This window comes from Paenibacillus sp. O199, assembly GCF_001636635.1.
Lineage (GTDB): Bacteria > Bacillota > Bacilli > Paenibacillales > Paenibacillaceae > Paenibacillus > Paenibacillus marchantiae.
Map to the genome: position 1 here is coordinate 74257 of NZ_LGRP01000018.1, position 20162 is coordinate 94418.

Consider the following 20162-nt stretch of genomic DNA (forward strand, 5'->3'; position numbering starts at 1 on the left):
CAGGGTACAATAGAGAAATAGAGAACCGAAAGGATGGAGCAGAACCATGTTTTTCAAAAAGATAGGAGTTGTCGGCGGCGGCACGATGGGGCAAGGTATTTCCCAGATGCTTGCAGCCAAAGGACTTGATGTGCTTCTGGTGGAACACACAACGGAGAAGCTGGATCATGCGTATAACATGATTGAGACGAACCTTGATAAACAACTGGAGAAATGGGCCATTACGAAGGCTGAGAAGAAATTGATTCTCTCCCGTATTACCAAAGTTGCTCATCTGGCTGAACTCGGAACTTGCGATATGGTCATTGAGACTATTTCTGAAGATCTGGAAGCGAAAAAAGCGGTATTCAGTCAACTTGACCAAGTTTGCCCAAGCAACGTAATTCTTGCAAGTAATACATCCACGCTGAGTTTGACTGAGCTTGCAAGCTCAACCAAATACCCAGAGCGTGTTATTGGTATGCACTTTATTCACCCGGTTTCCCGGGTTGATCTTGTAGAGATTATTCGTGGTCTGAAAACATCCGATAGCACTTTTGCAGAAACTAGACGTTTTGTGGAAGAAGTAGCGGACAAAAAAGGCGTTATGATCTATGAATCACCTGGATTTGTTACGTCCAGACTGATCTGTCTTCTGATCAACGAAGCGCTGCATGTACTGCAGGAAGGTGTCGCTTCCGCTGAAGATATTGATGACGCTATGCGTATCGGATACAATTTTCAGCACGGACCGCTTGAGATGGCAGACCGTTTCGGATTGGATTCGGTAGAAGCTGCACTCGAAAGAATGTTCCGTGAATTCGGTGAATTGAAATATCGTCCTTCCACAGTTCTGAAGAAAATGGTGCGTGCAGGACACCTGGGTGTTAAAACAGGCGAAGGATTCTTCAAGTACGACAAGGATGGTGACCGGCTGTGAAAGTACTCGTAATTAATGCGGGGAGTTCCTCGCTCAAATATCAATTGTATAACATGACGGATGAATCCGTATTGGCAAAAGGTCTGGTAGAGCGGATCGGTATGGACTCTTCCATTCTGACTCATAAACCAACGGGCCGCGAGGATGTTACGGAAGTTAGCGAAATTCTCGAACATACTACAGCGATTCGTAAAGTTATTGACATCCTGACAGATAAAGAAAACGGTGTGCTTGGTTCCGTTGATGAAATTCAGGCAGTTGGACATCGTGTGGTTCATGGTGGTGAAGCATTTAAGGAATCGACATTGGTTGATGATGCTGCCAAAGCAGAAATCCGCCGTCTGTTCGATCTGGCTCCACTTCATAACCCTGCAGCAATGATGGGTATTCGTGCGGCTGAATCCAATATGCCAGGAGTACCACAGGTAATGGTCTTTGATACGGCTTTCCATCAAACGATGCCGGAAAAAGCATATCTGTATGCTATTCCACGTGTGCTTTATAAAAAGTATAAAGTGCGTCGTTATGGAGCACATGGTACTTCCCATGATTACGTAAGCAAGGCAGCAGCTGAATATCTGGATCGTCCATTGGAAGATCTGAAGATCATCACATGCCATGTTGGTAATGGTGGTAGTGTAACGGCTGTACAGGGCGGCGTATCCGTGGACACGTCCATGGGCATGACTCCACTCGAAGGATTGATGATGGGAACACGTAGTGGTGACCTGGATCCGGCAATTGTACCTTATGTTATGAACAAGGAAGAACTGAGCGTGAGCGAAGTAAACTCCATGTTGAATAAACATAGTGGACTTCTTGCAATCTCCGGCATCAGCAGCGACATGCGTGAAATCACGGAAGGTATGGAAGCTGGCGATGCTAACTCCACGCTTGCATTCGAGATGTACGAATACCGTTTGCGTAAATACATCGGTTCTTATGCAGCAGCAATGAACGGTGTAGACGTGATCGTATTTACGGCTGGTGTAGGTGAAAACTCCGTTGTTCTTCGCCAAAAAGTATGTGAGCAACTCACGTACCTGGGTGTTGAACTGGATGAAGCGCTGAATGCAATTCGCTCTGGAGAGCCACGCCGCATCACAACAGCGAATTCCAAAGTGGACGTTCTTGTAGTTCCTACGAACGAAGAATTGGTGATTGCAAGAGATACACACCGAATCGTATTGAATTCTCTGTAATCTAATTGTAAAGTGAATATAGCATGACAAGGAAGTGCAGGGGACAGGCATATGCCTGCCCGCTGCATTTTCAAATTCAGGATTCCAAGGAGAGATATGGGCATGAGTACGGATTGTGTAATTCGTAATGTGAGTGAGCATGTGGGCGAGACTGTTAAAATCGGCGCCTGGATTAACAACAAACGTTCCAGCGGCAAAATTCAATTTTTGCAACTGCGTGATGGAACCGGATATATTCAAGGGGTAGTGGTTAAGAGTGAAGTTAGCGAAGATATCTGGAATGCTGCGAAGAGCTTGACTCAAGAAAGTTCATTGTATGTAACAGGTATTATCCGTGAAGAACCGCGTAGTGCATCCGGTTATGAGATGACAGTTACTGGCGTGGAAATTATCCATCTGACTGAAAACTATCCAATTACTCCGAAAGAGCATGGGGTAGACTTCCTGATGGATCATCGCCATCTGTGGCTGCGTTCGACAAAACAACGTGCGATTATGGTTATTCGTGCGGAGATCATCCGCGCTGTTCAGCAGTTCTTTGATGGTAACGGATTCACTCAGGTTGATCCTCCGATTCTTACACCTTCATCTGCTGAAGGAACGACGAACTTGTTCCACATCAAATACTTTGATGAAGATGCCTATCTGACACAAAGTGGACAGTTGTATATGGAAGCTGCAGCAATGGCGCTGGGCAAAGTGTACTCCTTCGGTCCTACGTTCCGTGCTGAAAAATCCAAAACACGTCGTCACCTGATTGAGTTCTGGATGATTGAGCCGGAAATGGCGTTTGTGGATCACGAGGAAAGCCTGCGAGTGCAAGAGAAGTTTATTGCTCACGTGGTTCAAACGGTTCTGAAAAACTGCCGTGCTGAACTGGAGTCCATCGGACGTGATGTATCCAAGCTTGAAAAAATTGTAGCTCCATTCCCGCGCATTACGTATGATGAAGCGATTGAATTCCTGAATGGACAAGGCTTCGATATTCCTTGGGGAGAGGACTTTGGTGCTCCACACGAAACAGCGATTGCCGAGAAATACGAAACACCGGTCTTTATTACCCATTATCCGGCTGGAATCAAGGCATTCTACATGAAACCTGATCCAAATCGTCCTGAAGTGGTTCTCTGTGCAGATATGATTGCACCCGAAGGATACGGAGAGATCATTGGCGGTTCCCAGCGTATTGATGATCCGGAACTGATGCAGCAGCGCTTTGATGAGCATCAATTGTCGGAAGAGGCATATCAGTGGTATCTGGACTTACGTAAATACGGATCGGTTCCTCACTCCGGCTTCGGTCTGGGATTGGAGCGGACGGTAGCATGGATCTGTGGATTGGATCACGTACGTGAAACAATTGCATTCCCACGTATGCTCTATCGTCTGTATCCTTAATGCTTAACCGCGAGTCCATGGAAGAAACCGGCTCCAAAGCCTGGTTGAATGGAGCAGCTTACGGTATGGCATCAGGGACAGCGCAGCTCCCATATGCTTTATTGCGCTATTATCATCAGCTGGGGTTAAGTGACGCAGAGGTACTTCTGCTGATTCAATTGTTTGGATTCCGGCAAGTTGAATTCAATGAGTTCCCAACGCTTGAAGAGCTTGCTACCCGTATGGGTCTTGCTCCTGAAGGCATCGCCAGAATGCTGCAACGTCTTATGAGAGACGGGTACATTCACATTGACGAGCATCGGGATGAAGAGCGTGATATTCAGTATGAACGTTATGATCTGCATGGATTATATGCGAAGCTTGCAGGATGTACAGCAGAGGAGTTGGCCGTTGCTCGTAAACAGCAGCAGGACAATAATGCATTACGCCCGGATTCGAACAGTGTTCAAAAAGAAGAGGAAGAGCGAAATATGTTCTCTATTTTTGAAAAAGAATTTGGCCGCCCGCTTTCCCCGATGGAATGCGAGACTATATCCAGTTGGCTGGATCAGGATCGCTATCAGGAGGAACTGATTCTCATGGCATTGAAGGAAGCGGTGTTTGCTGGTAAAGTGCATTTCCGCTATATCGACCGAATTCTGCTGGAATGGAGCCGTAACCGCGTGAAGAATGTGCAGGATGCCAAGGCATATACGCAGCGGTTTCGTAACGGTGGACGTTAACACCAATGTTAGATTATGCAACAACTTCATTCAGAATAAACAAAAACAGGCCAGAATTTATTCTGTGCCTGTTTTTTTAGATTATAGAGATGTTCAATAAGATACGTTAAGTTAATTCCCGGTGGAACTGACTTTTCAGGCAATGTATAACCTTTTTATAAAAAAATGAATGAATACGCAGGGGTCAACAAACAAGTTGTCGTCTATTGTAGTGGAGAGGAGGGGAGAGTTATTGATGAAGCGCGCTTAATCGAACAAATCCGTCAAGGCGATACATCCCAGATGCGTTTGTTGATCGAAAAGTACAGCCAGCATGTATACCATGTGGCCTACTCCGTATTGCGGAACGATCATGATGCACAGGATGCAGCGCAGGAGGCGTTCATTCAGATGGTCAAATCTCTCCCCGATTACCGATCCGAAGGTTTCAAAACGTGGTTAACCCGAATTACCTTTCACAAAGCAATTGATGCCAAACGCAAGCTGGGCAGACGAAGCGCTGAGGATCTGGGCGGAGAAGAAAAAATAATGAACATGCCCGGTCGCGAAGAAGATGTTCTTGCCCGCCTCGTGCGTGAAGAGCGTCAGGAGAAGTTGCGCGAGCGTATCAATCAGCTGCCTGCCCAGCACAGGGACATTATAACTGCGTATTACTTAAGCGAAAAAAATTATGAGCAGATTGCCCGTGATGCACAGGTGGCAGTGAAGACCGTGGAGTCCCGTCTATATCGTGCCCGGCAGTGGATTCGAAATCATTGGAAGGAGGATGAGTGGCGTGAGGAATAAAAGGATGTATACCGTCCAGGAATGGACTGATTATATTGAAGGCCGAATGACTGCAAACCAGGCAAGTTTGATGGAACAGGTGCTGATGGACGTTCCGGAAGCAATGGACAACTATCTCGAAGCACTCGGCATTCATCGGGAGCTGCCACAACTGAAGGACCCGGTAGGCTTCGCCGATTCGGTCATGAATCAAATCACGGAAATGCAATCCTCCAAGCCAAAGCGCAAATCGCGTTCTGGACGAAGACGTCTCTGGCTGGATCACAAAGTGTTTCATTATGCTGTAGCGGCTTGTCTGACGTTAATCTTCCTCTCCTCGGGACTGTTTGACAAGGTAGCCCCTTATCATAAGTTCCAGGAAGGTGAGAACAGGGGGTCATTTACGGAAAAATGGACGGAGGCAGCCACATCATGGCTGGATCACTTCAAGCCTGGACCATAAATTGTTTCGTATTGCCTGAAAAGAAAGGATGAAGACTGTGCAATCAGATCGTAACAAATTACTTGCATTCTTATTAAACCTGATTCCGGGTCTGGGTTTTCTCTATTGGGGTCGGCCTGTCAGAGCTGTAATCTATCCATTACTCTTTTTTGGGACAGCTGTTGGTTCGTTTATGCTGGCAATTCTGGTGAGTGAGAGAGAGTTAATGATTCTTGGGGCTTTGGGGACCATATTCTTCTGGTGTGTCAGCATGCTGGATATGATTATCGTTCTGCTACGTGCCCCATCGCCTAATGATGCCCGATACCATGGATATGGCGCACATTACAGTGGACCGCATCAGGGAGCATACACTGGTCAGGAAGGTCATCTGGGACAGATGGAGATGGACATGGACATGGAGGGAATACATCAGCATCAGAACGGTGAGTATGGCGTGCCTGCGGCTCCTTATGGTCAACCCATGTATCAAAAAGGCAGTGAAAGCGAACGATTCTTCACGATTCTGCTTTCCTTTGTTCCAGGTCTGGGACATCTTCATCTCGGACTGTTACATCGCGGTTTATCATTCCTTATCGCGTTCTTCGGTTCATTTGCCATGATGGTTTTTGTAGCTTCTATTACGAATGAATCCGTATTTCTGATGTTCTTGCTCATTCTGCCTGTCATCTGGGTTTACTGCATGTTTGATGCGGTCCAGCATGTGCATCGCAAGCAGGCCGGTGAGGTATTGCAGGATCGTACGTTGTTCGAGGAGCTGGAGATGGGCAGGGCTTCTGGACGGCGAAGCAAAGTGCTGGCAACCCTGTTATCAGCCTTTCCGGGTGCGGGTCATCTGTATCTGGGACTGCAAAAAAGAGGCATGCAACTCATGTTCCTGTTTCTCGGCAGTATCTACGTTCTGGACCTGCTTCATTTATCGGTGTTCCTGTTCATGATTCCGTTGATCTGGTTCTACAGCTTCTTTGACGGACTTCAGTGTTCAAGCCGGTATGGCCGCGAACCGTTGACAGATCAACCTATTTTCAAGGATTGGGCTCGTCACCAGCGCCTGATTGGATTCGGAATTGCTGCATTGGGATTGTACTATCTGTTTATCCGCTTGGTCATTCCACAGCTGAATGAGATGTTCCCGGATGCATTTATGACGTACGAGATTCGTTCGTATGTGAACACCGTCATTGTGTCCTTGCTGCTCATTTTTGGCGGTCTGAAGCTGTTGTTTGGCAAGCAGAGGGGGACGGGTATCTCTAGTGCGGCTCATCGAAATGATGAGGGAGCGGACAGTCTCTTTTTATTCAAGGATCGGGACGATCGTCTGTAGAGCTTTACTTAGTTGAACTAAAGAATAGTTACACTGACACTACGATGATAGAGTAACCTTCCAATCGCTACAATTTCCCAAACATAAAAAAACACGCCGAGGACTATGTATATTAGCCTTGGCGTGTTTTTGGTTTTGCAGCTTTTATTTCGAATAAATGATTGCTATTTCGTAGCACCCTTCAGCAGAAGTTGACGGTACATCACTTCGAACAGGAACTCGAACGCTTCCAGATGACGTTTCGCTTCAAAAGCATCTTTGCCCCAGGCATAAATACCGTGATTACGCAGCAAAATTCCTGGTACGTTGGCATCAAGTACACCTGGCACCAATTCAGCGATGGATGGAATATCAGCGAAGTTAGGCAGGACCGGTACACGAATCTCCGCATTTTCTTCCCAGATGTTGAAAGCCTTGATCAATTCGATGCCTTGAATCGGTACGTGTCCATCTGCTCCAAAGAATTCACTGATCAGGTTGTTAAATACGGTATGCACATGGAACACCGCGCCACAGCCGGTTAAACGATAGATTTCGCAGTGAATCAACGTTTCAGCGCTCGGTTTCAGGGTTGTGGTCTCAATGGCTTTACCATGCTTGTCCACAAACAGAAAGTCTTCCGGTGTACGGAGAGATTTGTCTTTGCCTGATGCAGTAACTGCAAAGTAGAATTGCTCCGGGTCGAAGTCGCCCACACGCATCGACAGGTTGCCACTTGTACCAGGGAACCAGTTACGGCTGGCAAACAGCGCTTTGATATCAGCCAGCTCTTCGAGGACCTGGCGTTTATGTTCCAATGTAATCTTTTCAAAACCCATTTTTACAGCACTCCTTGTGTTTGCTTCTGTTTCATATCTTCCATAATATCGTAGAAGGTTGTGAATGGGACATGATCCACACCCAGCTCTATACACTTATCCGTCAGGATAGAACGGGAGTAGACAAGATCAGCGATTTTGGCACCTTCAAAATCCGTTAGACTGTCTCCAATGAGGATACGATTATATTGTTCTTCCGGGAATGTACGAATAACCGTCGTTTTACACATGCCGCATCCGTTCTCACAAGGAGGCTGACATGGATTAGGCCATTCAATACGTATAAATTCATCTGTGAAATCTGCCCCATTGCAATAAACGTGATCCTGTGGAATATCGAATGGAGCGAGCAAAGGCTCGATAAAAAAGTCCATTCCGCCGCTGGTGACATTGAATTCAATGCCCTCGTCCCGAACGTATGCAAGAAATTCGCTGAACCCTTCTCGGATGCCAGCCTGACCAAGTACAAATTCCACAATCTCATCTTTCTGCGAAGAAGGCAACAGAGCGAACATCGCTCCCACACCTTCGCGGAGCGAAACTCGCTGTTCAATCGTGTCTTTCATAATTGCTTCAATACCTTCGGGTTTAAAATGTTTCATAATTGCTACAATATTGTCCGAAAGGGTGATCGTGCCATCGAAATCACAGAAAATGACCGTTTTTTTATCACTTCTCATCGTTCGCCACCCCACAGATCCAGTGCACTTTTCAGTTCGGGATGTTCGACTGCATACTCTGCCAGTGGAATGGAACGCTGGGCTGCCTCGATAGCCTGCAAGAATGCCCGTCCGCCTGCCTCAGTGCCCATGGGATGTCCATGAATACCTCCGCCGGCATTAACGATGACATCGGTGCCGAAGTCACGCAGAATAAGCGGTACAAGCCCTGGATGTATACCAGCCGAAGGCACAGGCATGCTGGTTCTGACCGGAAGCTCAGGTGACAGCAATTGTTCTGTAATGGCCATATTCTCTTCCTTCGGCATTGTCACCGATCCGTAAGGGGAAGGGAAGAGCACCAGATCCGCTCCGGCAAGTCGCATCAGCTGTCCCAGCAGGACGGAAGCTGAGATACCATAGTGTGGTGAAGGATACAGTGCACCTGCAAGCGCAGGATGAGCCATGATTGGCACGTTGATGTCTGGATCACTGCTTAGTTCGTGCAGCACGTCATATCCGTAAGACAAGACATTGAACAACAGCGCATTTGCTCCTGCACCTATCGCACGTTCAGCCTGTTGTTTCAGGCGTGATGTAGGTCCAGTCAAATTCGCGGCATAAAGAAGTTTCTTACCCGTCTCCTTGCGTGCCTGTTCCGCAGCTTTCATGCAGACCTCGACTCTTTTCTCAATCGGAGTCAGTTTGTTCTCAAACAGAATTTCATCGTCTTTAATCAAGTCTACTCCACCAAGAGCCTGGCGAATAAACTGTTCCTTCAATTCGTCTGCATCCAGTCCAATAACTGATTTAAAGATACTCATTAACAATGGACGATCATGTACACCTAGCAGATCACGAACACCGTTCAGTCCAAACTTGGGACCGGGGAATGCGCTGAGGAAGCCGTCTGAGAATCCAAGCCGTGTCAGTTTGATGCGTCCATCCATTGAGATTTTGCCAAAGACCGTCACGAGCAGGGCAGGAATATCACGGCTGAAATTTACATCCGGATAACCAATGGTAATATCAGCGTAACGCTCACCTGGGGCCATGCCCTCAGCTTCATGCACCTCAACGCTGATGACCTCACCCAGATGTTTCTGCATCGCCTCACGCTTGGCCTGAGGCAATTCGGTCCAACTGCCAACAGTCATGCCGACAGCAATGGACTCAGCCTTCTTGCGGAAGTCTGCACGATCATCATGCAGACGATATGTGGCTGTGCACATAGTATTCATTTTAAATCTCCTTCCAAAGCAGCTCCCATCTCCCGTGAGCGCTCTGCACAGCGGTTGACGGCTGCGATTACATTTTCAAAGAAATCTCCCTCGTCCAGCGTTTTTAGTGCTGCCTGGGTTGCACCTCCCGGGGAGGTCACATCACTACGGAGTTTCATTGGCTCTAGGCCAGTCTGTTGTACCATGCGAGAAGCACCCAGCACGGTCTGAACAGTCAGATCGCGGGATTGTTGGCTGGACAAGCCGCCACGAATACCTGCGGCAATCATGGCCTCCATCAAATAGTATACATAAGCCGGACCACTTCCGGAAATACCTGTGAGCACTTCGAGTTTATCTTCAGGCACAATGGTCACGATTCCGACAGCTTCGAACATCGTCATGACTGTACTGCGCTGTTCATCCGTAATCTCTTCAGAGAAGGCAAGTCCGGTTGCTCCAAGCCCGATTGTACTGGACGTATTCGGCATGGTGCGGGCGATCGGTTGCTTGAGTCCCAGCAGGGATTGCATCGTACGGATCGATAATCCGGCAATAACGGAGACGATTAATTGATCCGGAGACAGGAGCGGCCCAAGTTGACGCAGCGCTGCGGCAGCATCCTTCGGTTTCATGCAGAGTACAATAACGGGAGAAGCGGCGAGATGATCCAGCGATTGTGCAGCAGTTCCGGTATGCACGGCATAACGGGTGCTTAGCTCCTCCTGACGTTTCTGGTTGCTGCGGTTCAGCATCGTAATATCCTGAGGACGAACGACAAGGCGGGAAATTAGTCCGCGCACGATGGCTTCAGCCATCGCACCTGCTCCGTGAAAAGTAATCTTTTGTTGTAATAACGTCTGTTGTTCTTGACTCATAATTATCGTTCCTCCTATATAACTGTAGCTGCGATATTATTGCCGGATTTGTCCATTTCCAGTGATACGGTATTTGGTTGACGTTAATGCAGGCAGACCCATCGGTCCACGAGCATGCAGCTTCTGGGTACTGATCCCAATTTCGGCTCCATAACCGAATTCAAAACCGTCTGTGAAACGTGTGGAAGCATTATGGTATACAGCAGCTGCATCTACATCATGTAAAAAACGTTCTGCATTGATGGTATCCTTGGTGACGATGCACTCTGAATGCTTTGTGCCATAACGGGCAATATGCTCCATCGCTTCATCCAGGTTCTGAACTACACGAATATTTAAAATATAATCATTGTACTCTGTCGCAAAATCTTCTTCCGTCACAGGAAGGGCAGAGGGAACGAGACGGCGAACCATGTCACAACCCTTCAACAGGACATTCGCTTCACGGAGTTGTTCAGCCATAGCCGGCAGATGCTCCTCCGCGTATACAGCGTGCAGCAACAAGGTTTCCATGGAGTTGCATACCGATGGACGCTGTGCCTTGGCATTAACTGCAATCTCCACAGCCATAACCGGATCAGCAGATTCATCCACATAGGTATGGCAGATACCTGCGCCGGTTTCGATCACAGGCACTGTTGCATTGGCGACCACATTGCGGATTAGTGAGGCTCCGCCGCGTGGGATGATGACATCGAGCAGTCCATTTAACTTGAGCATTTCGTCCACGGAAGAGCGGTCTGCATCCTCCACAAGCTGCAAGGCGTCCGCGGGCATGTCTGTTGTTGCCAGTGCCTGATGCAATACCTCCACAATTTTGCGGTTGGAGGAGAGGGCCGAGGAGCCGCCTCGTAGCAGTACAGCGTTGCCTGTTTTGAGGCATAGTCCGGCGGCATCTACTGTAACATTTGGACGTGCCTCGTAGATGATGCCGATCAGACCGATGGGCACTCTCAATTTTTCAACATGCAATCCGTTTGGACGAGTGAACGTCTCCAGCACTTCGCCGACAGGGTCCTGCAACTCCACGATCTGACGCAGTCCTTCTGCGATACCGGCGATACGCTCCTTATTTAAAGCGAGGCGATCCAGCATCGATTCTGGCGTACCTTGCTGTTTGCCACGTTCCAGATCGTCAGCGTTTGCTACTATAATGGAATCCGATTGGGCAATCAATGCGTCCGCCATGACCAGCAGGGCGTTATTTTTTTGTTCTGTGCTCAGTCGATTCAGCTGTGGAACCACGGCTTGAGCCTTGCTCGCTTTTTCCCTGACTTCACTCATCATAAATTCCTCCCATATATAAAGTGGAAACAAAAGAATATTTAATAGCTGTATCATATGATCCTGAGAAGTACACTCGGTAGGATTAGAGGTTTTCTATTTTAACGTAATCCACTCGTCCCGATGAATAACCTCAAGTCGATGGATGCTGTTCAACTGCTTCATTACTTCGCCACTTGGCAGTCCTGCAATGAGCCGTAGCTGGTCATCATCATAATTGACGATACCACGACCGAGCAAGGTTTCATCCATACCCAGCACCTCTACAACATCTCCGGCATGGAAGGTACCCAGCACACGTTTGACGCCTACAGGCAGGAGACTATGACCACCATGGACGAGTGCTTCTTCGGCACCATTATCCACAACGACGGTACCGAGCGGAGTAGACATGAAGCCAAGCCATTGCTTTTTACGAGAGAGCGCGGCAAGGCGAGTCTCGAAATACGTTCCTTTTCCAGTGCCATCAACCGCTTTTTGCATATCTCCAGGTTCCTTCACACTTCCCACAAAGACAGGCACGCCTCCACGCGTTGCCACTTTGGCTGCATCTACCTTGGATCGCATGCCGCCTGTACCTACGGATGATCCAGAACCACCAGCATAGGCGTAAATTTCTGCCGTAATTTCGGGGATACGGTCATAACGAAACGCAGACGGATCTTTTCGTGGATCGGCCGTGTACAGACCGTTGGTATCTGTAAGAATGACCAGATGCTGTGCCTTGACCAGATTCGCTACCAGAGCTGACAGGAGATCGTTATCTCCGAACTTTAATTCATCGACAGATACGGTATCATTCTCGTTAAAGATCGGAATGACGCGCTGTTTGAGCAGTTCTTCTACCGTCATGCCCGCATTGCCCATACGTTTCCGGCTGTGAAAGTCGGTACGGGTGAGCAGAATTTGTGCTGTAGTAACGCGGTGCGCTGCAAAAGCCTGTTGATATGCCTGCATCAACAAAGCTTGCCCAACAGCCGCTGCAGCTTGTTTTTCATGCAACTGCTTGGGACGCTGAGGGTAACCGATCTCCCGGAATCCGGCAGCTACCGCTCCCGAAGTGACCAGAAGAACCTCATGGCCCTGTTCGGCCAAGGCAGCAATTTCTCCGGCAAAAAAAGTAATGGCACTTCGATCAAGCCCGCCTTCTTCCGTAGTAAGCGAACTGCTTCCGATCTTAACTACAATACGTGAGGTCATGTTTTCACTTCCTTAAACAATATTAATGATTGACCCTGGAGCAGACCGTTGGGTACAAAAAAAACTCCCGCCCTTTTAGTTAAAAAGGACGAAAGTTCGTTACTTCCGCGGTACCACCTTTATTGATGATTGGATCATCCGGCTTCATGCCCTGTAACAGAAGGCACTGTCCTGTGCATCACAGGCCGCTCAGGGGTAGGTTTCGGAGAGAAGCCGCGGTAAATTCTTGCAGCCCGATGGAATTTACTCTCTGGGCGCGGCTGATCCTCTCGTACTGGTCCCGTCATCACGTTTCGTTCAATATTTCCTTATAACATACCATGGAAACTTGGCAGATGCAAAGGGGTTATACACCTGTAAATTACTTGAATAAATTCAACTTGCCAATCCGCTCCGCTGCTTCCCTTAATCGATCTTCATCACTTAGCAGTCCTGCGCGCACATAGCCCTCACCATGTGAACCAAAACCGATACCCGGTGCTACCGCGACTTTTGCTTCACGTAGTAACACGTCGGCAAATGAAGCAGAAGTAAAGCCCGCAGGTACAGGCAGCCAGCTAAAGAAGGAACCTCCCGGTTTAGGGGCCTGCCAGCCGATGGATGAGAGTGCATCATAGAAAGCATCGCGACGTGATTCATAACGTGCAACCAGTGAAGTGACACATTCCTGGGAAGATGTCAGTGCCGCAGCAGCAGCGGCCTGGATGCCTCCGAAGAGACTCACGTAGATATGATCCTGCAGCAGATTGATTTTGGAGATGATCTCCGCATTGCCCAGAGCAAATCCGACGCGCCAACCCGCCATATTGTAGGTTTTGGATAACGTGTAGAACTCAATGCCCACTTCTTTGGCACCTGTTGCCTGCAAAAAGCTTACTGGACGATGTCCATCGAATCCAATTGCACCATAGGCGAAGTCGCTGGCTACGACGATTTTATTTTGAATGGCGAACTCTACCGTATCTTCATAGAAGGAAAGCGGGGCGGTTGCCGATGTTGGATTGTTGGGATAGTTCAGGAACATCAGCTTGGCCTTCTCCCGATCCTCGGTAGAGATTGCTTCATAATCAGGCAGGAATGCATTGGACTCTAGCAGTGGCATAAAAGACATGTGCGCTTTCGCCAGTGCCACACCGGACCAATAATCCGGATAACCTGGATCAGGTACGAGACATACGTCGCCAGGATTGAGCAATACTTGAGGCAACTGGACCAAGCCCGTTTTTCCACCAAATAAAATAGCAACTTCCGTTTCGGGATCCAGGTCCACGTTGTAATCTTCCTTGTAACGCTTCGCAACGGCTTCCTTCAGGAAAGCATGCCCGCTAAAAGGAGAATATTTGTGATAGAGCGGGTTCTCCGCCGACTCCTGCAATGTTTTAACAATGTGGGGTGGTGTAGGTGTATCCGGGTTACCCTGACCCAGGTTAATCACGTCGTGACCACTTGCGATTTCGCGGTTTACATTTTGAACAAGGGTAGCAAAAAATTGTGTAGGAAGCTGTGTCATTACATCGGATGTAGGTATGGTAAAGGCTGAACGACTCGATGATTTAGATTGATTAGTCATGCTATACATCACTCCGGTTATTAAAGATGGCAATATAGTACTCATTAATTTATCACGTCAATCCCGAGCTGTATAGGGGGAAAACACTTCATGAATACTTGAATGGAGCCTATATTTGTGTTTTTGTACAAAACTGAAATGAGAGATTTCGTTTTGTCCATTGAGATTAGGGTAAAGCCTGTTTTATGATAATACTCGATAATGATAATCAATATCATTGATAAATATGGACGAAGCACTTATTAGGGGGAGAAATAGAAATGAAAAAGGGTATACGAAATACGGCAGTATTATTGACGGTTACATGGTTGTCCATTCTTCTGCTGGCTTGCGGAAATCAGGCTTCAACTCCATCTGGAACGGATGATTCCAAAACGGTTAATGAAACACAGACAGATGGGGATCAGTCCAAGCAGGAACAGACGGCATCCGCGGATAACAGTGAGGGTGAAACCCGGATGTTCAAGGACTGGACAGGCCATGAAGTTGAGGTTCCGGTTACGCCAAAACGCGTGATTTATCATGGTGAAGTTACAGGGGATTTGCTAGCGCTGGGCGTTGTACCTGTAGGTATTCTTCGTCAGGATGGAACGGTATATGATGATCAGGTAGCCCAAGCGGAAGATGTGGGTTTCCCGATGAGTGTTGAAAAGGCGCTTACCTTGAATCCTGATCTGATCATTTTCTCAAATAGTGATCAGGCACAATATGATCAAATCTCGAAGGTTGCGCCAACGGTTACCTTTGATTCATTTGCTTCACTGGACGACCGCATGCGTACTCTTGGCGATCTGTTGAACAAAAAGCCGGAAGCGGAAGCTTGGATCACGGCCCATCAAAAAGCAACGGAAGAGATGTGGAAGCAGCTTCATGAGAATGGACTGAAAGAAGGGGAAACGGCTTCGGTATTCACCATGTATCCTGGTAATCGACTGTTTGTAATGGCCGGAGCAGGATTGCCACAGTTGTTATATGGAGCCGATGGCATGAAGCCAACCGCGGAAATTCAGAAAGTATTAGATGAAGGAATGGGCTTTGCAGAGATTTCTACTGAAAAGCTGCCCGAAATAGCGGGTGATCGCGTATTTATACTGAATCCAGTAACGGATGATGCGAAGCAGTCCACCAAAGAATTGCTGGATAGCCCGATCTGGAAGAACTTGCCCGCTGTAAAAGAAGGAAAAGTATATCGCTTTGATCTGGTTAAGGCTTCAAGTGATGCAACTTCAAGAGAATGGCTTTTGAAAGAGTTACCGAAACAGATGATTAAATAGTCGTTTATGGATTGATAAATCATAATATTTTACTGGAACAAGAACGAAAATGCCGACTAAAAAAGAGCCTTCAACATTTCGTTGAAAGCTCTTTTTTTTGCTGATTACAGCCAGATCTGGATTAATGACAAAAGCTCGCTTATAATCAGTTCATACAGATTTAATGATAATCATTCTCATTTTAAAGAACGAGGTGAACCACCATGCAGGCTTTAAATGCCGATGCGAGAGGGTTGTATTTTTCAGCATTCATGTTTCGGCTGGATCATCTGGAACAACGAATTGAACAACCAGAACAGGTGATGCTGGAAGTGGCATGCGATAAACATACATTTTTGATCTGCGAAGAAGGGGAAGGTCGCTTATACATAGGATATGAACAGTTTCCTTTTACCACCGGATGTGTTTACCCGCTTTCTCCGGGCGAGGGGTACCAAATTGAACATGGAAACCGAATGGAATTAAAATATATGGTGATATCATTTGATGTTATTCATGTATTGACAGGAGATCCGGAACAGTATACGCGCCCTGTATTCGAACATAGAAATCAATTGAACGGCTATCCTTATGCCCCGTTAAGTGGACTGTTGGAGCAATTGTATGCCATTCGTGATTATCAAACAGATGCCGAATATATCCATTTGAATGCACAGTTTCAGAGATGGATGGAGATGATCATCACCCGGTACACTTCTCCAAAAACGGAGCAGAGCATGGAATCCAGACTACACAGCACGATTCAGTATGTAGAAGACCATTACGCTGAAGAAATCACAGTAACGAAACTGGCACGTCTTGCGGCTATCCGACCCGTGCAATATACAACCTTGTTCAGACAATTAACCGGCCACAAGCCGCTTGATTATGTGAACCATGTACGAATTAAACATGCTAAGGATTGGCTGCGCAAATCCGATGAACCGCTTCGGGATATAGCAACCCGGGTGGGCTTTAAGGACGAGTATTATTTTAGCAGGCGTTTTCGTCAAATGACCGGATTATCGCCTCGTCAATATGACCGATCTATTCAGCAACAAACACTGGTTCAGGATTGGTTGGGTCATGATGTGAATATTCCGGCACGACCGGAGCGAATTATGTTTTATGGTGATTCCGGTGGAGATCTGCGAGTGCTGGGTATTGGTCTGTTAGGAGATCAGGCATATGATGCGGTTGCCCCGGTTAATGTGGAAGAGGCAGTCCGGATGAGACCAGACCTGATCATTTTCGATAGCACTAACGAACAGCAATATGAGCAATTTTCCCGAATTGCACCCACACTGGCATACAACTCTCACGCAACGCTGGAAGATCGGATTTGCAGGGTGGGAAGCTGGTTTGGCAAGCAATCAGAGGCTGGACAATGGCTCTCCTCCTATCAGCAACGTATGGAAAAGATGTGGATGAAGATTCATGCTTCAATTGAACCGGGGGAAACGGCGTCCGTATTCACGTATCATCGGGGTGCACGATTGTTTGTCATGGGTAATATTGGTCTGGCCTCGCTCTTGTATCATCCGATGGGGTTCAGACCCGTTACGAAAGTGAAGGAGGCGCTTGCCGCGGGCAGAGCGTATAAGGAAATTTCGTCAGAAGCGATTCGTCAGTATGCCGGTGATCATATATTTGTCTTGCTTCCTGAAGAGGTTATTGCAAGGCAGGCCACAGAGAAGTTGATGCAGAGTCCAAGCTGGCTGGCACTTCCAGCCGTGCAGAAGGGGCAAGTGTACGGAGTAGAGGAGACAACATGGAATTTGGGCGATGCGCTGACGAGCAACCGTTTGTTAACATTGCTGCCCGAGTTATTATGTAGGAGTTCAGAACGAAAACAGGTTGCAGATGTTTGAATGATCAAGCTATGATTACAGGTATTACGGTTCAGAGGAGTGCTGGTTATGACAGAACAACAACAAGGGGAAATGCGTGTGGCCCTGATTCAGGGCGATATTCAGCTCGGAGACCCTGAGGCCAACCATAAACATATGCAGTCTTTGCTCGAACGAGCGCTAGAACAGGTTCCCGACCTGGGATTGGCTGTGCTGCCCGAGATGTGGAATACGGGCTATGCTTTGGAACAAATTCATGAGCTTGCTGACCCGGAGGGCCAGAAATCAAGAGAGTGGCTCGCGGCTTTTGCCCAAAAACATCGAATCTCCATCGTTGGCGGTTCCATTGCGGAGAAACGTAATGGCCAAATTTACAATACAATGTACGCCTATAACAGTGAAGGAAATCAGGTGACACGTTACGATAAATTGCATTTATTCCGTCTGATGGATGAAGAGAAGTATTTGCAGCCTGGTGCAGAACCGGAAATATTCGAATTGGAAAATGGCCTCACCGCTGGAGCTTCGATCTGCTACGATATCCGTTTCCCTGAGCTTGCTCGAACCCTTGCCTTGAACGGAGCCAAAGCATTAATTGTCCCCGCTGAATGGCCGAACCCGCGCTTGCATCATTGGCGCACACTGCTTACAGCAAGGGCCATCGAAAATCAGATGTACGTTATTGCCTGCAATCGTGTAGGGAAAAGCGGAGACACCGAATTTTTCGGGCATTCCCTCATTATTGATCCTTGGGGTGAAATTGTGGCTGAAGGTGGAGAAGGAGAAGAGATCGTGACCGGAGTTATCCGTCCTTCGCTTGTGGATGAGGTTCGTGGCCGTATCCCGGTATTCGAAGACCGTAGACCTAGCATTTATTTTGGCAGCAAATAAAAATCTGCAATTTTCCAATAAAGTGTTTATTCATCCGGGAGGCGGGTAATGATAACTATCCCGTCACCAAGGAGGATGATCAATCAATGGACAACCATGTGAAAGATACGCTCAGGAGACTGGAACAGGAAAACACTAGGGTAGATCACTTGAGGCCATTCTTAGAGAATGGGGCAGGAGGGCTATCACCACCTGAACAATCTGTTCAGGACGAAGGCCGCCTTGTGAATCAACAGAACAGGCTGACAAGTGAACGTAATTTGCGAAAATAAACCGCCAAACTTTAAATTCTCATATGTACGTTTTTACGTTAACAATTCAATGATGATATCAGCAACATTGTACTGTAACGATGATGTACTGCTAATACCATGTAAGAACTTTATCCTGCGGATGCGGGAGACGAGTATAGAACAAAGGCTTGGCCCTTATGGGTCAAGCCTTTGTTTATTTTATTGCCATGTATGGCGGGCTGTTTCGCTGACCGTCCAATTATTCTCCTTGAGAGAGCTCGGCTACGGTTTGTTGAAACGTATGAATGAATGCCTCCGCGGCTTTGGAGAGAACCCGTCCTTGGCGGTATGCAACGACAAGGGTACGACTGGGCGTTGGCTCAGCTAGCGGTACATAAATAGGAACAAATTCACTGCGGGGCGCACGGGCAATAAAGCGCGGAACCAGTGTAATCCCCATACCTGTAGCCACCAGTGACTGCACCGTCTCAATATTTGTACTCTCAAAAACCACATTGGGGTCAAACCCAGCTTCCTCACACAGATCAAATGTAAGTTTGCGGAAGCCTTGTCCTTTCTTCAGCACAACAAAGGGTTCATCTCGAAGCTCTTCCATCCGTACTGGAATCGGATGCTCTGGATCTCCTCTGCGTGCCAGAGGGTGATTTGGGGGAACAGCCAGATCAATTCGCTCTTCACCTATCGTTACATAAGATAGACTTGGCTCCTGCAATGGGAGGGAGAGCAGGCTTAAGTCAGCCTTGCCACTGGCCGTCAACTTTTCAAGCGTCAGCCCGGAGTCTTCCAGCAAGGTTACTTCAATCTCGGGATAGGCCTGTTGAAAAGCGGGAAGCACATGCGGAAGCAGGTGGGAGCCAGTGATCGGCATGCTGCCTACAACGACTTTACCTTTACGCAGCTGGGAAATGTCCGACATTTCCTGTCTGAGCAGCTCGACTGCATCAATAATTTTTTGAGCCTGCTCTACAAAAGTCACCCCTGCATGGGTCAACTCCACAGTGCTGGTATTACGCTGAAATAACAGTACACCCAGTTCCTTTTCAAGTTTGGATAGCTGCTGACTTAAAGAAGGCTGGGCAATGTGCAGCTTCTCGGCTGCCCGGGAGAAATTCCGTTCTGCCGCGATTTGCAGCGTATATTGAAGTTGTCTGAATTCCATATGCACACTTCATTCCTTTCGTTATGCCATCATTATATCACTACAAATAAGAAATGATTAGTTTAACTGAAACGCTTAAACTGCTTAAAAGAGTTAATACAACACAGGCAAAACTATAACAAAAAGAAACTCCCTCAAGGGGGTGAAAAGCGTGAAGTCCAATTCTGCAACGAGCATTAAAAAAAACCTATTGGGAGTCAATTGGACTCAAGATCATATTTATCTGAGTGATTTAAGTCAATTTGATAAGCAAATGGCTCCGAAATCCATTCATTAATTTTTTCTTAGCAGTAAATCTTAACTTATGAAGACGTTAACGGATGTAAATTCATC

General features: G+C 47.4%; 19 protein-coding genes. 11 read left to right on the forward strand and 8 right to left on the reverse strand.

The features are described from left to right. The first annotated feature begins 46 nt into the window (after nt 1–46). The 7 genes from A6049_RS22555 to A6049_RS22585 all read left to right on the forward strand — a co-directional run bounded on the left by A6049_RS22555 (nt 47) and on the right by A6049_RS22585 (nt 6793). Nucleotides 47–919 (forward strand): 3-hydroxyacyl-CoA dehydrogenase family protein, encoded by an 873-nt coding sequence (locus tag A6049_RS22555; protein ID WP_063566802.1) that lies wholly within the window; start codon nt 47–49, stop codon nt 917–919. After that, nucleotides 916–2121, forward strand: coding sequence for an acetate/propionate family kinase (locus A6049_RS22560; protein ID WP_063566803.1), 1206 nt, complete (start codon nt 916–918; stop codon nt 2119–2121). Before A6049_RS22555 ends, A6049_RS22560 begins: the two co-directional genes overlap by 4 nt. Nucleotides 2122–2223: 102 nt before the next feature. Then, nucleotides 2224–3519 (forward strand): asparagine--tRNA ligase, encoded by a 1296-nt coding sequence (gene asnS, locus A6049_RS22565; RefSeq protein WP_063566804.1) that lies wholly within the window; start codon nt 2224–2226, stop codon nt 3517–3519. A 17-nt stretch (nt 3520–3536) separates the two neighbouring features. Next, nucleotides 3537–4241: a DnaD domain-containing protein gene (locus A6049_RS22570; RefSeq protein ID WP_063566805.1), complete on the forward strand. Its 705-nt coding sequence runs from the start codon at nt 3537–3539 to the stop codon at nt 4239–4241. A gap of 282 nt (nt 4242–4523) precedes the next feature. Then, entirely contained in the window at nt 4524–5027 is a 504-nt protein-coding gene (locus tag A6049_RS22575) for an RNA polymerase sigma factor (RefSeq protein WP_240321518.1), read from the forward strand. Beyond that, nucleotides 5017–5469, forward strand: a complete 453-nt coding sequence (locus A6049_RS22580; RefSeq protein WP_079694034.1) for a hypothetical protein — start codon at nt 5017–5019, stop codon at nt 5467–5469. The genes A6049_RS22575 and A6049_RS22580 overlap by 11 nt, the downstream gene beginning before the upstream one ends. Nucleotides 5470–5506: 37 nt before the next feature. Next, the gene (locus A6049_RS22585; protein WP_063566807.1) at nt 5507–6793 is read left to right on the forward strand and encodes a hypothetical protein; all 1287 of its coding nucleotides are present in this window, start codon (nt 5507–5509) and stop codon (nt 6791–6793) included. 164 nt (nt 6794–6957) lie between these two features. Here A6049_RS22585 and A6049_RS22590 read toward each other — a convergent pair whose 3' ends face one another. The 7 genes from A6049_RS22590 to A6049_RS22620 form a co-directional block, all read right to left on the reverse strand. Further along, nucleotides 6958–7611, reverse strand: coding sequence for a methylthioribulose 1-phosphate dehydratase (locus A6049_RS22590; protein ID WP_036607600.1), 654 nt, complete (start codon nt 7609–7611; stop codon nt 6958–6960). Between the two features lie 2 nt (nt 7612–7613). Continuing rightward, nucleotides 7614–8291 carry a 2-hydroxy-3-keto-5-methylthiopentenyl-1-phosphate phosphatase gene (locus A6049_RS22595; protein ID WP_063566808.1) on the reverse strand — a complete coding sequence of 226 codons (678 nt, stop codon included), beginning with the start codon at nt 8289–8291 and terminating at the stop codon, nt 7614–7616. Then, entirely contained in the window at nt 8288–9511 is a 1224-nt protein-coding gene (locus A6049_RS22600) for a 2,3-diketo-5-methylthiopentyl-1-phosphate enolase (protein ID WP_063566809.1), read from the reverse strand. Before A6049_RS22600 ends, A6049_RS22595 begins: the two co-directional genes overlap by 4 nt. Further along, nucleotides 9508–10368, reverse strand: a complete 861-nt coding sequence (proC, locus tag A6049_RS22605) for a pyrroline-5-carboxylate reductase (protein ID WP_063566810.1) — start codon at nt 10366–10368, stop codon at nt 9508–9510. The genes A6049_RS22600 and proC overlap by 4 nt, the downstream gene beginning before the upstream one ends. A gap of 36 nt (nt 10369–10404) precedes the next feature. Further along, on the reverse strand, nt 10405–11652 hold the full coding sequence (locus A6049_RS22610) for a glutamate-5-semialdehyde dehydrogenase (RefSeq protein ID WP_063566811.1): 1248 nt from the start codon (nt 11650–11652) through the stop codon (nt 10405–10407). Between the two features lie 96 nt (nt 11653–11748). Then, complete coding sequence (proB, locus tag A6049_RS22615) at nt 11749–12852, reverse strand: glutamate 5-kinase (protein ID WP_063566812.1); 1104 nt, start codon at nt 12850–12852, stop codon at nt 11749–11751. 361 nt (nt 12853–13213) lie between these two features. After that, nucleotides 13214–14422 carry a pyridoxal phosphate-dependent aminotransferase gene (locus A6049_RS22620; RefSeq protein ID WP_063566813.1) on the reverse strand — a complete coding sequence of 403 codons (1209 nt, stop codon included), beginning with the start codon at nt 14420–14422 and terminating at the stop codon, nt 13214–13216. Nucleotides 14423–14682: 260 nt separating this feature from the next. Between A6049_RS22620 and A6049_RS22625 the strand changes: the two genes are divergently transcribed. From A6049_RS22625 to A6049_RS22640, 4 genes are all read left to right on the forward strand, one after another. Then, nucleotides 14683–15696 (forward strand): ABC transporter substrate-binding protein, encoded by a 1014-nt coding sequence (locus A6049_RS22625; RefSeq protein ID WP_063566814.1) that lies wholly within the window; start codon nt 14683–14685, stop codon nt 15694–15696. A gap of 203 nt (nt 15697–15899) precedes the next feature. Then, a complete protein-coding gene (locus tag A6049_RS22630) occupies nt 15900–17546 on the forward strand; it encodes an ABC transporter substrate-binding protein (RefSeq protein ID WP_090951414.1) in 1647 nt (548 codons plus the stop codon). A 48-nt stretch (nt 17547–17594) separates the two neighbouring features. Continuing rightward, entirely contained in the window at nt 17595–18416 is an 822-nt protein-coding gene (locus A6049_RS22635; protein WP_063566815.1) for a carbon-nitrogen family hydrolase, read from the forward strand. A gap of 86 nt (nt 18417–18502) precedes the next feature. Then, entirely contained in the window at nt 18503–18688 is a 186-nt protein-coding gene (locus A6049_RS22640; protein ID WP_024630602.1) for a hypothetical protein, read from the forward strand. Between the two features lie 220 nt (nt 18689–18908). On the opposite strand, the gene A6049_RS22645 is transcribed toward A6049_RS22640, so the two are convergent. Further along, the gene (locus A6049_RS22645) at nt 18909–19829 is read right to left on the reverse strand and encodes a LysR family transcriptional regulator (RefSeq protein WP_063566816.1); all 921 of its coding nucleotides are present in this window, start codon (nt 19827–19829) and stop codon (nt 18909–18911) included. Nucleotides 19830–20162 lie beyond the last annotated feature (333 nt).

What these genes read in the sequence shown, in the direction of transcription:
- A6049_RS22635 (WP_063566815.1), top strand. Translation starts at nt 17,595, where the DNA reads ATGACAGAACAACAACAAGGGGAAATGCGTGTGGCCCTGATTCAGGGC.
- A6049_RS22600 (WP_063566809.1), bottom strand. Translation starts at nt 9,511, where the DNA reads ATGAATACTATGTGCACAGCCACATATCGTCTGCATGATGATCGTGCA.
- A6049_RS22625 (WP_063566814.1), top strand. Translation starts at nt 14,683, where the DNA reads ATGAAAAAGGGTATACGAAATACGGCAGTATTATTGACGGTTACATGG.
- proC (WP_063566810.1), bottom strand. Translation starts at nt 10,368, where the DNA reads ATGAGTCAAGAACAACAGACGTTATTACAACAAAAGATTACTTTTCAC.
- A6049_RS22630 (WP_090951414.1), top strand. Translation starts at nt 15,900, where the DNA reads ATGCAGGCTTTAAATGCCGATGCGAGAGGGTTGTATTTTTCAGCATTC.
- A6049_RS22595 (WP_063566808.1), bottom strand. Translation starts at nt 8,291, where the DNA reads ATGAGAAGTGATAAAAAAACGGTCATTTTCTGTGATTTCGATGGCACG.
- A6049_RS22610 (WP_063566811.1), bottom strand. Translation starts at nt 11,652, where the DNA reads ATGAGTGAAGTCAGGGAAAAAGCGAGCAAGGCTCAAGCCGTGGTTCCA.
- proB (WP_063566812.1), bottom strand. Translation starts at nt 12,852, where the DNA reads ATGACCTCACGTATTGTAGTTAAGATCGGAAGCAGTTCGCTTACTACG.
- A6049_RS22640 (WP_024630602.1), top strand. Translation starts at nt 18,503, where the DNA reads ATGGACAACCATGTGAAAGATACGCTCAGGAGACTGGAACAGGAAAAC.
- A6049_RS22555 (WP_063566802.1), top strand. Translation starts at nt 47, where the DNA reads ATGTTTTTCAAAAAGATAGGAGTTGTCGGCGGCGGCACGATGGGGCAA.
- A6049_RS22570 (WP_063566805.1), top strand. Translation starts at nt 3,537, where the DNA reads ATGGAAGAAACCGGCTCCAAAGCCTGGTTGAATGGAGCAGCTTACGGT.
- asnS (WP_063566804.1), top strand. Translation starts at nt 2,224, where the DNA reads ATGAGTACGGATTGTGTAATTCGTAATGTGAGTGAGCATGTGGGCGAG.
- A6049_RS22645 (WP_063566816.1), bottom strand. Translation starts at nt 19,829, where the DNA reads ATGGAATTCAGACAACTTCAATATACGCTGCAAATCGCGGCAGAACGG.
- A6049_RS22590 (WP_036607600.1), bottom strand. Translation starts at nt 7,611, where the DNA reads ATGGGTTTTGAAAAGATTACATTGGAACATAAACGCCAGGTCCTCGAA.
- A6049_RS22575 (WP_240321518.1), top strand. Translation starts at nt 4,524, where the DNA reads ATGCGTTTGTTGATCGAAAAGTACAGCCAGCATGTATACCATGTGGCC.
- A6049_RS22620 (WP_063566813.1), bottom strand. Translation starts at nt 14,422, where the DNA reads ATGACTAATCAATCTAAATCATCGAGTCGTTCAGCCTTTACCATACCT.